Raw genomic sequence first — 16,186 nt, 5'->3', positions numbered from 1 at the left:
CACAGAGCGATTACGCCGTGTGGTTTTGGTGCGGTTGTTGCAGCAGCTCCTCCAGAGAAACGTTCACGCCTTCCAGCGTAATCAGCTGAGTGGTGCTGTAACCCGTACCGGTACCATCACGGTCAATGGAAAGCACCGTATTGCCATCTGAAGTATGATCCACTTTCACGAAATCATTAATATTACTTGTGGAATCATTCCAGCCGATAAGCAAGTTACTGACGTCAATTTTGTCGCCTTGCGCGACATTGAAGTCGGTCCAGGTATCGTGACCGTTACCGCCGGTAGCATCCGCACTCGCCAGTAAGTGATACACCAACGTATCTGCGCCGGCACCGCTGGTGATGGTGTCGTCGTAGGCACCGCCGGTTAGCGTGTCAGCCCCCGTGGTTCCTGTGATGGTTGGATGCAGCTCAATGGTGAACGACTGCGTGGTGATGGTGCCATCGCTCGCCGCCAGGGTGTAACTGAACACCTCTTTATGGGTAATGGATTGTCCATCCACGCCCGCATTCAGTGAATAGGTGTAGTTACCGTTGGCGGCAATACTCAGCACACCAAAGTCGCCGGCAATCGACGTCGTACCCACGCTGTGAACCGTGGTGATATCGCCGTGTTCATTAGTGATACTCAAGGTTCCGGTGTGCGTGCCCGATGCTGAACCGTAGATGCTGCCGCTGGCGTCGTGGTCATTGGTGGCTTCGGCCACCAGACTGTTGGTCGCCAGCAGCGTGCTGGTGGATGCACCGTTGTGCAGGTTCACCGTCAAGCTGGCCGAGGTCACCGCGCCGCTGGCATCACGCACCGAATAGGTGAAGACGTCGGTGGCTGGTACCAGATCGGCATCCAGTCCCGCCTTCAGCGTATAGGTGTAGTTACCGTGCGAATCGATGGCCAGCGTACCGTAGCTGCTGGTGATCACCGTGTTACCGGTAGCCGCAATCGCATTGCCAGTCACCTGGGTGACCACCGTACCGTTCGGCACCGTACCGGCGACGGAGCTGGTATCGTTGGTCAACAGGTTGCCGGTGACAGTTGCCGCCACGGTCAACGCCAGCGTTGTAATATCCGACGTGGTGGTGACGGTAGTCGATGGCAACACGCCAACACCGGTGCTGGTGCCCAACAGCACGGCATAGTTACCTGTACCGAGGTTGCTGTAAGTCACGTTGCCACCGGTTTGTGTACCAATGGTCAGAACCGTGGTGATGTAGTTGGCGTTGCTGGATTTCAGCGCCCAGGTGCCGTTCGCCTGCTGTTGATAGAGGTACAAGGTATAAGTCGATGTCAGCGCCGCCAGGCTGGTGGCCGAGGCGTGTAATGTCACCGTGCGCGTATCCCCTGCGCCAACGTTAAACATATAGGCGTTAGTGCTGCTCAATACTCCCACACCCAGCACGCTGCCGAGGTTAACGCTCAGCAATGCGACGCTGGTCGAACTGGTATTGGCATTGGTGATGGTGCCGATTTGGGTGGTGTAATCCACTTCGTTGACATCATTCGCTGCCACGATTTGAATCGCACCGGTCAGCGGGGTGCTGGTCGATACGTTGCCTGCGCGGTCAGTCTGAATCACCGACAACGAAGCACCGGTGGTTTGCGCCGTACTCAGGCTCACCGACCATGAACCGCCGCTGCCTACCGTCGTTGTACCCAGCGCGTTACCGCCCGCATCACGTACCGTTACCGTTGCCCCCACTTCACCGCTACCGGTGACCGTGGTACCGGCACCGTTGATTGCCAGGCCACTTACCGCCGCAGGCGGCACAGTATCGACGTTCACCGTCACCGCCGTGTTACCGGTGCTGACGTTACCCGCCGAATCGGTCACCGTTACGCTCAACGGATGCGCACCGTTCGCCAGTGCGCTGGGGGTGTAAGTCCAGCTGCCACCGGCGCCAACCGTTACTGAACCCAGCGCGGTGGTGCCATCGTAGATGGTGACAATCGCCCCCACTTCCGCCGTGCCGTTCAGCACTGGCGTGGTGTCCCGGGTGTACGCGCCATTGGTCAGCGTCACCGGCGTGCTGCCGGCGTCGTCGGTAATGGTGAGCGTACTGGCCGTTGGTGCCACGGTGTCGATGCGCAGCGTGGTCGAGGCGTTCGGGCTGACGTTGCCCGCCGCATCGGTTGCCGTCACGTTCAGTGTATGGATGCCATTGCTCAGCGCAGTTGAGACGAAGCTCCATGTGCCACCGCTGCCCACCGTGGTGGTGCCCAGCAGTGTGGTGCCGTCGTACACGCTGATCCGTGCCCCGACTTCGCCGTTACCGGTCAACAGCGGCGTGCTGTCGTTGGTAATGCCGTTATTCGGAATGGTCACCGCCGTGCTGCCGTTGTTATTGGCAGCGACCAGGTTGGTGACCGCCGCTGGCGGCGTGGTATCGATAATGACCGACGCCGACGTCGTCCCGCTGACGTTACCGGCCGTGTCCGTTACCGTCACGCTCAATGGATGCGTGCCCTGCGTGAGCGCGGCGGTGGTGAAGGTCCATGCGCCAGTGCTACCCGCAATCGCCGTGCCTAACAAGGTGCCACCATCGTAGATCGAGACGCGGCTGCCCGCTTCCGCCACGCCGCTCAACGTTGGCGTGGTGTCGTTGGTAGCACCGCCGCTCGGCACCACGGTACTGGTGACATCATTGGTGATCACCAGCGTTGACGCCGCTGGAGCCACGGTATCCACCGTAATGGAAACCGTCGCCGATGCCGCACTGGTGTTACCCGCTGCATCGGTCACCGTCACGCTCAGCGGATGGGAGCCGTTGCTCAGGGTCGCGGTGGTGAAGCTCCATGCACCTGAACCATTGGCGGTGGTGGAACCAATCACGGTGGTACCGTCGTAGATGGTCACAATCGCGTTGGCTTCCGCCGTGCCGCTCAGGGTTGGCGTGGCGTCATCGGTAAAGGCACCGTTCGCCAGCGGCCCCTGAAGAGTGCCGACGTCATCATTGATCACCAGATTGGTCACCGGATTCGGCGCCACGGTATCAATCGTCAGGGTGGTTGAGGCGTTCGGGCTCACGTTACCCGCCGCATCGGTTGCCGTGACGTTCAGCGTATGTACACCGTTGCTCAGCGCCGTCGAGACGAAGCTCCATGTGCCACCGCTGCCCACCGTGGTGGTGCCCAGCAGCGTGGTGCCATCGTAAACGCTGATCTTCGCGCCAATCTCTCCGGAACCGGTCAATAGCGGCGTATTGTCGTTGGTCACGCCGTTGTTCGGAATGGTCACCGCCGTACTGCCGTTATTGTTAGCGGCCACCAGATTGGTGACTGCCGCTGGCGGCGTGGTATCGATGATTACCGAGGCCGAGGTACTGCCACTAACGTTACCCGCAGCGTCGGTGACCGTAACGCTGAGTGGATGCGTGCCGGCGGAGAGTACGTCGGTGGTGAAGGTCCACGCGCCTGTGCCATTCGCAATCGCCGTCCCCAGCAACGTCGCGCCATCATAAATCGACACGCGGCTGCCCGCTTCCGCCACGCCGCTCAGCGTTGGGGTGTTGTCGTTGGTGAAGCCACCACTCGGCACCGTGCTACTGGTGATGTCATTGGTGATCACCAGCGTTGAGGCCGCTGGCGCCACGGTGTCTACCGTGATGGAAACCGGCGTGGTGGCGGCACTGGTGTTACCCGCTGCATCTTTCACCGTTACGCTCAGCGGATGCACACCGTTGCCTAGCGTGGCAGTGGTGAAGTTCCACGCACCGCCCGCGCCGGCCACCACTGAACCCAGCACCGTGGTGCCGTCGTAAATGGTGACAATCGCATTCGCTTCTGCCGTACCACTCAGCGTTGGCGTGGCATCATCGGTCACCGCACCGTCCGCCAGTGGCCCCTGAATGCCGCCCACATTATCGTTGATCACCAGGTTAGTGACGGGCGCCGGTGCCACGGTATCCACCGTTAGAGTCAGCGTTACATTCGGGCTGACGTTGCCCGCTGCATCCGTCGCCGTGACGTTGAAGGTGTGCGCCCCCTCCGCCAGCGTTGGCGTGGTGAAGCTCCATGCGCCGTTAGTGCCTGCGGTAACAGAACCGATAATCGAGGTGCCATCGCGGATAATCACCAGACTGCCCGCTTCTGCCGTACCGCTCAGCGCTGGCGTGTTGTCATTGGTGCTGCCGTTATTGGCAATCGCCACCGGCGTACTGCCGTTGTTGTTGGCCGCGGCCAGACCGGACACCGCCCCCGGCGCGACGGTATCGATAATCACCGTGGCCGAGGTGCTGCCGCTGACGTTACCCGCCGCATCGGTGACCGTGACGCTCAGTGGATGAGCGCCTTGCGTCAGCACATCGGTGGTGAAGGTCCATGCGCCGTTGCTGCCTGCCACTGCCGTACCCAGCAGGGTGCCGCTATCGTAAATCGACACGCGGCTGCCGGCTTCCGCCGTACCGCTCAGCGTTGGCGTGCTGTCGTTGGTTGCACCACCATTCGGCACCGTGGTGCTGGTGAGATCACTAGTGATTAACAAGGTTGCGTTGGCTGGCGCCACCGTATCGACATTGACCGTGAAGTTGGTCGCCGCGCTGGTGTTACCGGCTGCATCGCGTACCGTCACGCTCAACGGATGCGATCCGTCGCTCAATGCGGCTGTGGTAAGGCTCCACGCACCATTGCTGCCCGCCACCACAGAACCCAGCACCGTGGTGCCTTCCGAGATAATCACGATGTTGCCAGCGGTAGCATTACCGCTCAGCGTTGGCGTGTTGTCATCGGTCGCCGCACCGCTGGTGAGCGGTCCTTGTGTTGCACCTACGTTGTCAGAAACCACCAGATCGGTGACTGGCGTTGGTGCTGCCGTGGTCACAGTGAAGCTGATCGCCGCATTCGGGCTGACGTTACCGGCGAAATCGGTCGCCGTCACGTTCAGGGTATGCAGACCATCAGCCAGCGTGGGTGACGTGAAGCTCCATGCGCCGTTGCTGCCTGCGGTGACAGAACCGATAACGTCGGTGCCATCACGGATCACCACCACGCTACCCGCTTCCGCCGTACCGCTCAGTGCTGGCGTGTTGTCATTGGTGCTACCCCCCGCAGCAATGGTCACCGGCGAACTGCCGTTGTTGTTGGCAGCAGTCAAACCGCTCACCGCCGTTGGTGCGACGGTATCTACGATCACCGTTGCCGTGCTGGATGCCGCGCTAGTATTACCGGCGGCATCTGTCACGCGCACGGTGAGCGAATGGCTGCCTTCGCCCAGTACCGGTGAAATAAAGCTCCATGCTCCGCCTGTTCCGGCAGCAACCGAACCGAGCAAGGTCGTACCGTCGTAAACGGTGATCACACTGCCCACTTCTGCGGTACCGCTCAGCGTCGGCGTGTTGTCGTTGGTCGAACCGCCATTTGGCACCACCGTGCTGGTGACGTCGTTGGTGACCACCAGCGTCGAGGCGTTGGGTGCCACGGTATCGACAGTGAGGTTCACGACATCAGAGCGCGGACCGACGTTACCCGCAGCATCCGTCACGGTGACGCTCAGCGCATGTCCGCCCTGACTCAGCGTTGGCGACGTGAAGCTCCATGCGCCGAGATCATTAGCGGTGGTTGAGCCGATAACGGTGTTGCCATCATAAATGGTGACAATGCCGTTGGCTTCAGCGGTGCCGGTGAGTTGCGGAGTGCTGTCGTTGGTCGATCCGTTGTTAGCAATCGGCACGGGCGAGCCACCGTTGTTATTCGCAGCGGCCAGGTCGGTGACTGCGACAGGGGCAATGGTGTCGATGGTTATCGTAATCGGATCCGATTGCACCCCGTCATTACCGCCAGAATCCGTTACCAGAACTGAAAGTGCATGAGAACCGTCAAGTAATGCTGTTGGCGTGTAAGTCCATTGCCCATCAGCACCGGCGGTGACACTTCCCAATTCAGTTGTACCGTCAAAGATTCTGACAATGTTGCCTGCCGTCGTCAGTCCGCTTAAGGCTGGCGTGCTGTCTTTGGTGTTTGCACCATCGCCCAAAGCAACCAGGGTGCTACCGCTGTTATCGGTGATTTGTAGCGTAGTGGTTGCAGGTGGCAGACCCGCTTCAATGTCGATAGTGAATTCAGAGGACGCTGGGCCTACATTTCCTGCCAGATCCTTGACCGTAACGGTAAAGGTATGGCTGCCATTACTGAGCGCCGCAGGGGTAAAGGTCCACGCACCATTAGTGGCGGTAACTGTACCCAGCAATGTTGTGCCATCGTAAACAGACACCACGCTGCCAGTTGCGGCAGAGCCACTTAATGTCGGTGTGTTGTCATCGGTGATTGCGCCATTCACCAGGTTGCCGGTACTACCACCGACGTTGTCGTTAACCACCAAATCGGTGACCGCCGCTGGTGCCTCAGTATCAATATTAATCGTAATCGGTATCGCTTCCGGGCCCGTCGTGCCCGCAGCGTTGGTGACTGAAACGGTAAAGCTGTGCTGGCCATCATCTAAAGCCGCAGTTTCAAAGCGCCACTCGCCGTTGTCGCCTACCGTGGTGGTGCCAAGAAGATCGCTGCCCTCGTAGATGTTGATGATGGTGCCCGCTACACCGGTTCCGCTCAGCAAAGGCGTGTTGTCGTTGGAGTCACCGTCATCCGCCACCTGCACGGTGGTAGTGGCCGCATTATTGTAAATAGCAAAGCTCGACACCGCTGCCGGCGTAGAGGTGTCCACCGTCAATGATACCGAGGCATTGGCGCTCACGTTGCCCACCGCATCGGTCACGGTGACATTCAGCGTATGCGTTGCGTCCGTCAGCGCGCTGGTGGTGATGCTCCATGCGCCGTTGCTGCCTGCTACGGCTGAACCCACTAAGGTGGTGCCGTCATAGACGCGAACAATCGCGTTGGCTTCCGCCGTGCCGCTGATGGCTGGCGTGCTGTCATTGGTAATGCCGCCATCGGCAATGGTCACCGGTGAGCCACCATTGTTATTTTGCAGCAGCAGATCGTCAGCCGTTTGCGGTGCGGTGGCATCCACCACCACGGTAAAGGTCGAGGATGGCGAACTGACGTTGCCGACCTCATCGGTTACGGTAGCGGTCAGCGTATGCGAACCCTCAGTTAAGGTCGGTGAGCTGAAGCTCCAGGTTCCGCCCGCCGTTGCGGTGGTCGAGCCGATAACGGTGGTGCCATCATAAAGAGTGACCAGGCTGCCCGCTTCCGCTGTGCCACTCAGCAACGGCGTGTTGTCGCTGGTGGTGGCGCCGTTCGGCACCAGTACGGGCGTCCCGCCGTTGTCATTGTTCACCACCAGCGTGGCTGGCGCTGGAACCACGCTGTCGACGGTGAAATCAATCGCCGCTGACGCTGTACTCACGTTGCCCGCCGCATCCACCACGGTGGTGCTCAGGCTGTGCGCGCCCTCATCCAGCGTGGGTGAGGTAAAGCTCCACTGGCCGTTACTGCCCACCGAAGCGCTACCGATGATGGTTGTGCCGTCACGGATAATCACCGTGCTGCCCGCTTCGGCGGTACCGGTAAGGAATGGCGTGTTGTCGTTGGTGAAGCCGCCGTTGGTGATAGCCACCGGCGACGTGCCTTCATCATTACTGGCGACCACGTTCAGCGCTGCCGCTGGCGGTGTGGCATCAATCACGACGCCAATGGTGCTCGGCGCACTGACGTTTCCTGCCGCATCGCTGGCCGTGACGCTAAAGGTATGGGTTCCATCCGCCAGCGCGCTCGCCGGCGTGAAGGTCCAGGTTCCGCCCGCCCCGACGGTGGTGGATCCCAACACGCCGTTCTGATCGGACACGGTGATGATGCTGCCCGCTTGTCCAGAACCGCTCAGCACCGGTGTGCTGTCGTTGGTGAGCCCGCCGTTCGGAATGCTAACGGGTGTACCAATATCGTTGGTCAGCGTCAGGCCGGTCGCCGCTGGTGGTGCCACGGTATCTACGGTGACGGTGATGGTGCTGCTTGCCGGTCCGGTGTTACCTGCGGCGTCACGCACCGTCACGCTCAGGTTGTGCGTGCCATCGGTCAGATTGGGTGAGAAGCTCCAGGCGCCCTGCGCATCGGCGACGGCGCTGCCCAGCACGGTGGTGCCGTCAGACACAATCACAATGCTGTTGGCTTCTGCGGTACCGCTCAACTCTGGCGTGTTGTCGTTGGTGGTGCCGTTGTTAGCAATCGGCACCGGCGAACCGCCGTTGTCGTTGTTCAGCACCAGTCCGGTTGCCGCAACAGGCGCAACAGTATCAACGTTAAAGGCAATGGCTGCGGAGGCAGGACCGACGTTACCCGCTGGATCGGTGACGGTCGCCGTCAGGCTGTGCGCACCTTCACCCAGCGTTGGCGTGGTGAAGCTCCACTGTCCGTTACTGCCAACAATCGCGGTGCCCAGCACGGTAGCGCCATCCAGCACGGTCACGGTGCTGCCGGCTGCTGCGGTACCGCTGATCGCCGGTGTGGCATCGTTGGTGGTGCTGCCTGCCTCAATCGTAACCGGTGAACTGCCGTTGTTGTTGTTCAGCGCGATCGCACCTGGCGCCACTGGTGGCGTGGTATCAATGCTGAAGTTCAGGGCCGCGGACGGCGAACTGACGTTACCTGCGGCGTCGGTCACCGTGGTGGTCAGGCTGTGATCGCCCTCGCCCAGCTCCGGCGAAGTGAAGCTCCAGCTGCCGCCGCTGCCGACCACAACAGATCCCAGCACGTTGCTGCCGTCAGAAACAATCACGATGCTGCCTGCTTCAGCGCTGCCGCTCAACACCGGTGTGGTGTCGTTGGTGGCGCCGCCTGCAGCAATCGGTACCGGCGTTTGGCCGGAATCATTACTCAGTTGCAGCCCTGTCGCCGCATTCGGTGCCTCGGTATCGACGGTAAAGGCGATTGCCGTAGACGGAGCGCTGCTGTTGCCTGCGGCGTCAGTGACGGTTGCCGTCAGGCTGTGCGCGCCCTGGCTCAGCGCTGGCGAGGTGAAGCTCCAGGTTCCATCGGTGCCAACAATCGTCGAGCCCAGCACGGTGGTGCCGTCACGCACGATGATGATGTTGTCCGCCTCGGCGGTACCGCTCAGCACCGGCGTGGTGTCGTTAGTGGCTCCGCCCGAGAGGATTGGCGTTGGCGTGCTGCCCTGATCGTTACTGAGTGCTACCGTAATCACGGCTGGCGGCGCGGTGATATCGATGGTAACCGCGTACGGCGTAGAGGCCGGGCCGACGTTACCGGCCGGATCGGTGACGGTAGCGGTCAGGCTGTGCGCGCCCTCGTCCAGCGGATTGGCCGGAGTGAAGCTCCATTTGCCATCGGTGCCGACGGTGGTGCTGCCCAGTACCTCGGTGCCATCACGCACGGTGACGACGCTGCCCGCTTCGGCACTGCCGCTCAACACTGGCGTGGTGTCGTTGGTGCGACCGCCGGTATCAACAGGAATCGCCGTGCCGCTGTTGTTATTGCTGAGCTGCAGATCGGTGGCGGCGGCTGGCGGTGAGGTATCCACGGTAAAGGTAACCGGCGTGGATGCGCCGCTGCTGTTGCCCGCCGCATCGGTGACGGTGGTGGTCAGGCTGTGTGCGCCCTCGCCCAGCGCGATCGTTGGCGTAAAGCTCCAGTTGCCGTCGGTGTCCGCCGTGGCGGTGCCCAGCACGGTGGTGCCATCCAGTACGGTGATGGTGCTGCCCGCTTCGGCGCTGCCGCGCAACACGGGCGTGCTGTCGTTGGTGATACCGCCAGCGGCAATCGCCGTGCCGCCGTCGTTACTCAGTTGCAGGCCGGTTGAGGTTGCCGGTGGCTGCGTATCCACGGTGAAGTTAATCGGCGCAGACGGATCGCTGACGTTACCCGATGCGCTGGTGACGGTGGTGGTCAGGCTGTGCGCGCCTTCGCTCAACGCCGGCGTACTGAAGCTCCAGCTGCCGCCGCTGCCAACCACAACGGTGCCGAGCACGGTGGTGCCATCCAGTACGGTCACGGTGCTGCCCGCCGCTGCGCTACCGCTGAGCACCGGCGTGGTGTCATTGGTCGCGCCGCCGGACGCAATCGGAACTGGCGTGCCGCCGTTGTCATTGTTCAGCTCAAGATCATCTGCGACTGGCGGTTGGGCGGTGTCGATATTGACGACGATGGGGGCCGATGCCGGGCCAACGTTACCGGCCGGATCGGTGACGGTCGCAGTAAGCGTGTGCTCTCCCGCCGTCAACGGTGCGGTTGGGATCACGCTCCAGCTGCCATCGCTGCCAACGGCTGCGCTGCCGATCACGGTAGTGCCATCACTCACCGTGACGATGCTGCCCGCTTCTGCGATGCCGCTCAGCGCAGGTGTGGTGTCATTAGTGGTGCCGCCCGCAGCAATCGGTACCGGCGTCGCTCCTTCGTTGTTGCTGAGTTGCAGACCCGTTGCCGCCGCAGGTGGCGTGATATCCACGGTGACCACAATGGGCGCAGAGGGCGCACCGGTGTTGCCCGCCGGACTGGTAACGGTGGCGGTCAGGCTGTGATTGCCCTCGTTCAGCGCTGGCGTGGTGAAGCTCCATGTTCCGCCGCTGCCGACAGTGACGGTACCGAGTACGGTAGCGCCATCAGAAACGGTAATGGTGCTGTCCGCCGCTGCGGTGCCGCTCAATACTGGCGTTGCATCGTTGGTTGCCGCACCAGAGGGAATAGGAACAGACGTGCCGCTGCTGTCGTTACTCAGCTGCACACCGCCCGGTGCTGGCGGTGCCGTGGTATCGATGGTGAAGGTCAATGGCGCGCTGGCCGCGCCGGTATTGCCCGCCGCATCGGTCACGGTGGTGGTCAGGCTGTGTGAACCATCGCCGAGCACCGGAGAGGTAAAGCTCCAGTTGCCATCGTTGCCGACGGTCACCGAACCCAACGCCGTGCTGCCATCAGACACCGTCACGACGCTGCCCGGCTCCGCACGACCGCTCAACACCGGCGTGACATCGTTGGTGGTGCCGCCATCCGCGACCGGCACCAGCGTGCCGCTGCCATCGTTGCTCAGTTGCAAATCGGTCGCCGCTGCCGGTGGCGTGGTATCCACAATCACAATCACCACCGACGACGCAGGGCCGACGTTACCGGCCGTATCGGTGACGGTGGTGGTGAGATTGTGCTGCCCTTCACTCAGCGGATCGGTTGGTGTAAAGCTCCAGTTGCCGTCGATGCCGGTGATTGCGGTGCCCAGCACCGTAGTGCCATCGCTCACCGTCACGGTGCTGCCCGGTTCGGCGGTGCCGTTCAGGGTTGGCGTGGTGTCGCCGGTAGTGCTACCTGAAGCCAGCGGTGTGCCATCATCGTTGGTGAACTGCACATTGCCCGCTGCGGCAGGCGGCTGGGTATCGATGGTCACCGTCACCGGCGTAGAAGCCGGGCCAGTATTGCCAGCGGCATCGGTAACGGTTGAGGTCAGGCTATGATCGCCATCGCTCAGCGGTGGCGTGGCGTAACTCCAGCTGCCATCGTTGCCCACCGTGGTGGTGCCGAGCACGGTGGTGCCATCCGAGATGGTCACTGTGCTGCCAATTTCACCGCTGCCGCTCAAGGTTGGCGTGTTGATATTGGTGCTGCTGCCTTCCGGGATCGGCACACCTGCACCATCTTCCAGCGCCACGCCGGTTGGCGCGGTCGGCACCACGGTATCAATGGTGATGTTGATGGTTGGCGAATCGGTCTCCACGCCGGTTGTGGTGTTGGTGGCGACCGCGTGGAAAGCGTAAGTGGCATCGGCCAGCGCCGCAGGCGTGAAGTTCCACTGCCCATCGCTACCCGCGACCGTGCTGCCAATGATGGTGGTGCCGTTATACAGCGTGATCAGATCGCCCGCGCCCGCCTGGCCGCTAAGAATCGGCGTGGTGTCGTTAGTGCTGGAGTTGTTTGGCAGTTCAACCAGCGTGCTGCCGCTGTCGTCGGTCACCACCAGCAGGCTGCTGGTCGCCGGAACGCCAGCATCGACATTGAGGGTAAATACCGGCGACGACGGGCTAACATTGCCTGCCGCATCGGTGACGGTGGTGGTCAGGCTGTGTTGGCCGTTAGTCAGCGCGGCATCTGGCGTGAAGCTCCAGCTACCGTCGCTGCCCGCTGTCGCTGAGCCCAGTAGCGTGGTGCCGTCATAAACGCGCACCACCGATCCCGCTTCGGCGGTGCCGCTCAGGGTTGGCGTGCTGTCGTCGGTGATAGTGCCCGAAGTCAACGGACCGGTGCTGCCGCCGACGTTATCGTTCACCACCAAACCGCTCACCGGCGCTGGCGCAGTGGTATCTACGCTGAAGGCGATCGGTGTGGTCGCCGGGCTAACATTGCCCGCCGCATCGGTCACGGTGGTGCTCAGGCTGTGATTGCCCTCCGCCAGCGTCGGTGTGGTAAAGCTCCAGTTACCGTCGCTGCCGACCGTCACGGTACCCAACACGGTGGTGCCATCGAGTATAGTAACGGTGCTGCCCGCTTCCGCGCTGCCGCTTAAGACTGGTGTCGCATCATTGCTGGCCCCGCCAGCGGTAACTGGCTGCGTAATGCTGCCCGCATCGTTGGTGAGTTCCACGTCGGTTGCGGCATCGGGCGCGATGGTATCCACGGTGATGTTGATGGTGGCGGTATCAGTGACGTTGCCGTTGGCATCGGTAATGGTGCCGTGCAATGCATGCGGACCATTGCCTAAACCGGTGACATAGAAAATCCACTGACCGTTACTGCCCGCCGTGGTGCTGCCCAGCACGGTGGTGCCGTCATACAGGGTTATGATATTGCCGGGCCCCGCCAAACCGGTTAATACCGGGCTGTCATTGTTGGTGCTGCCGCCGTCAGTCAGCTGACCCACTGTATTGCCGTTTTCATCCGTCACTTCCAGCGACGATGTGGCTGGCGGGATAGCCGCATCAACGTTGATCACAATCGGCGGACTGGCTGGGCCGACGTTACCGGCGCTGTCCGTGGCGGTGACGGTGAGGGTATGGCTGCCATTGCTCAACGCTGGCGTGGTGAAACGCCATGTGCCGTCGGTGTCCACGGTGGTGTTACCCAGCAGCGTGGTGCCATCGTAAATACTGATGGTGGCATTCGGCTCGCCGGTGCCGCTCAGGGTTGGTGCGCGGTCATCGGTGGTATCGCCGGACGTTAACGGTCCTTGTACCGCGCCGACGCTATCTTCGATCACCAGATCGGCAATAACGGCTGGCGGCGTGGTATCCACTGTTAAAGTAACGGCTGGCGACGCCGGACCGGTGTTACCGGCCGGATCGGTGACGGTGGTGGTGAGGCTGTGGTTGCCGTCACTCAGGGTTGGCGAGGTGAAGCTCCAGCTGCCGTCGCTGCCCACCGTTACGCTGCCGAGCACGTTGGTGCCATCCAGCACGGTAACGGTGCTACCCGGTTCTGCGGTGCCGCTCAAGGTTGGCGTGTTGTCATTGCTGGTGCCGCCAGAGGCAATGGGTACCACGGTGCTGCCGCTGTTATCGCTCAATTGCAAGTCGCCAGCCGCTGCCGGCGCGGTGTTATCAATAGTGATGTTGAGGGTGCCGGAATCGGTCACATTGCCATTGGTATCAGTGGCCGTGGCGTGGAAGGCATAAGTCCCGTCGGCCAGCGCAGTGGCTGGCGTAAAGCTCCATTGCCCATCTGCACCCGCGACGGTGCTGCCGAGCAGCGTGGTACCGTTATATAACTCGATAAGCGCGCCCGCCGAGGCCAGACCGCTCAAGGTTGGCGTGGTGTCCTGCGTGGTGGAACCTTCTGGCAACAGGCGAAGTGTGCTGCCGCTGTTATCGGTGATTTCCAGCGTGCTGGTGGTTGGCGGTACGCCAGCGTTGACGGTGAAGCCAACACCGGTTGTCGCCGGGCTGACGTTACCTGCCGCATCGGTCACCGTTACGCTGAGCGAATGGCTACCGTTGCTCAACGTTGGCGTGGTAAAGCTCCAGGTGCCGTCGTTGCCAACGGTGACGCTGCCGAGCAGCGTGCTGCCATCATAAATTTTGACGATGGCGTTGGCTTCACCGTTACCGGATAGCGTGGGTGTGCTGTCGTCGGTGGTGCCGCCCGCGGTGATTGGGCCGGTTGCAGCACCGACGTTATCGCTGATCACCACATTGCTGGCACCCGCAGGTGCCTGAGTATCCACGGTGAAGGCGATCGGCGTCGAGGTTGGACCCACATTACCTGCCGCGTCGGTGACCGTGGCGGTCAGGCTGTGACCGCCTTCGGTTAAGGTCGGCGCAGTGAAGCTCCATGACCCATTGCTGCCCACGGTTGCCGTACCGAGCACGCTATCGCCATCACGCACGGTGACGGTGCTACCCGGTTCAGCGGTGCCGCTCAGCACCGGCGTGGTGTTATTGGTCGCGCCACCGGCGGCAATCGGTTGTAGCGTGCTGCCATCGTTATCGCTCAGCGTTACGCCACCGGCCGCAGCAGGTGCGACGGTATCCACCGTGATGGTGATGGTTGGCGTTTGCGTCACGCTGCCCGCGTTGTTATCAACGGTGGCGTGCAGCGCGTAGGCACCGTCAGCCAACGCAGTTGGGTTAAAGGTCCACTGACCATCGCTGCCCGCAACCACGCTACCCAGCACCGTGGTGCCGTTATACAGCGTGATCAGCGCACCCGCCGTCGCCAGGCCGCTCAACGTTGGCGTGTTATCCTGAGTACTGGCGCCGTTGCTGAGCTGCACCAGCGTGTTGCCGGAGTCATCGGTGATTTCCAGCGACGTTGTGGCAGGCGGAATAGCGGCCTGCACGGTGATTTCATAAGGGGCTGATGGCGCGCTGACGTTGCCAGCCGCATCGGTCACGGTCACCGTCAGGCTATGGCTGCCGTTACTCAGGGCGCTGGTGGTGTAACTCCAGCTGCCATCGGAACCCACGACCGCCGTACCCAGCAACGTTTGCCCATCGTAGACGCTGACAATCGCCCCCACTTCACCGCTGCCGGTAAGCGTCGGCGTGTTGTCATCGGTCGTCCCGCCGTTATTTACGGTACCGCCGCTGCCGCCTGAATTATCGTTAACCTGCAGGTCGATGACTGCTGCTGGCGCTTGCGTATCCACGGTGAAAGTGATGGTCGCTGGCGTGCTGACGTTGCCCGCCGCATCGGTGGCGGTGATGCTCAACGTATGGCTGCCCTCACCCAGCGCTGGGCTGGTAAAGCTCCATGCGCCATTGCTGCCCACGATGACACTGCCGAGCACCGTATCGCCATCGCGGATAGTGATAATTGAGCCCGCTTCTGCGGTTCCGCTCAGCACTGGCGTAGTGTCTTTGGTCGCGCCGCCGTTAGCTATGGGCTGCGCAGTCGAACCGCTGTTGTTGATGACGCTCAGGTCGCCAACCGTTGCGGGCGCCACGGTATCCACGGTGAAATCCACCGGATTGGTCGCTGGGCTGGTGTTCCCCGCCGCGTCGGTGACGGTAGCGGTCAAACTATGCTGACCCTCCGCCAGCGCTGGCGTGGTAAAGCTCCAGCGGCCATCGGCGCCAACGGTCACGGTGCCGAGCAGCGTGCTGCCATCGTAAATGCTGACAATCGCGCCCGCTTCAGCGGTGCCGCTCAGCGTGGGTGTGTTGTCATCGGTAATGGCACCCGCGCCAATCACGCCCTGGTACGGACCTACGGCGTCGGTGATCACTAAATCCGTGATGGCGGTTGGCGGCGTAGTGTCGTTTTCACCGGGATCGGTGGGATTGGTTGGGTTGGTTGGGTTGGTAGGATTAGTTGGGTTGGTGGGATTGCCGCCGTTGTTACCGTCATCGGGATTGGTCGGCGAGGCATTACCGCCACCACCACCTGAACCGGCAAACAGCGCACCTAAGCCCGCCAGCGCCGCACCACCGATACCAAAGGCGGCAATGGTGCCGTTATTGGTGGTGTTTTCCGCTAACAGCCCTTCGGTGCTGTCGATTGAAACGTACTGGAAACCTTCTGTACCGGGATCTTCAACCCACCACATGGCGCCGCGATCGTCCTGCAGAACCAGATCGCTATCGCCATTCGGGCTATAAAAATTATGAATAACAACCACTTCACCAGACTTCGTGGTGACGACTAAATCATTACCATTGCGTGTGAAAGACTTAATATCAGACTGATTAAGATGCAGCTTCACCAAACTCGGAGCGGTCAAATTAACTTGATTTCCACTCAGCTCAGAAGCAACGGTCCCACCTTTTGGGGTTACTGAGATATTATTCATGTTATCGAGATCCCGCAGTTTCCATAATCACGCCCGGTATCAGCAGACACCGGCTTTTACAGCGAATAATCGCGA

The 16,186-nt window shown here is 61.5% G+C and carries 1 protein-coding gene; it reads right to left on the bottom strand.

From position 1 onward, the window contains the following. Window positions 1–10: 10 nt before the first annotated feature. Complete coding sequence (locus MWH02_RS16705; RefSeq protein ID WP_271461064.1) at window positions 11–16,111, bottom strand: Ig-like domain-containing protein; 16,101 nt, start codon at window positions 16,109–16,111, stop codon at window positions 11–13. Between the last annotated feature and the right edge of the window lie 75 nt (window positions 16,112–16,186).

It is taken from the genome of Pantoea leporis, assembly GCF_028048155.1.
GTDB classification, from domain to species: Bacteria; Pseudomonadota; Gammaproteobacteria; order Enterobacterales; family Enterobacteriaceae; genus Pantoea; species Pantoea leporis.
Note: the sequence above shows the minus strand (reverse complement) of the source record. Positions and strands in the feature narration are given on the sequence as shown.

Coding starts and splice junctions, on each gene's coding strand:
- MWH02_RS16705 (WP_271461064.1), bottom strand. CDS start 16,111: ATGAATAATATCTCAGTAACCCCAAAAGGTGGGACCGTTGCTTCTGAG.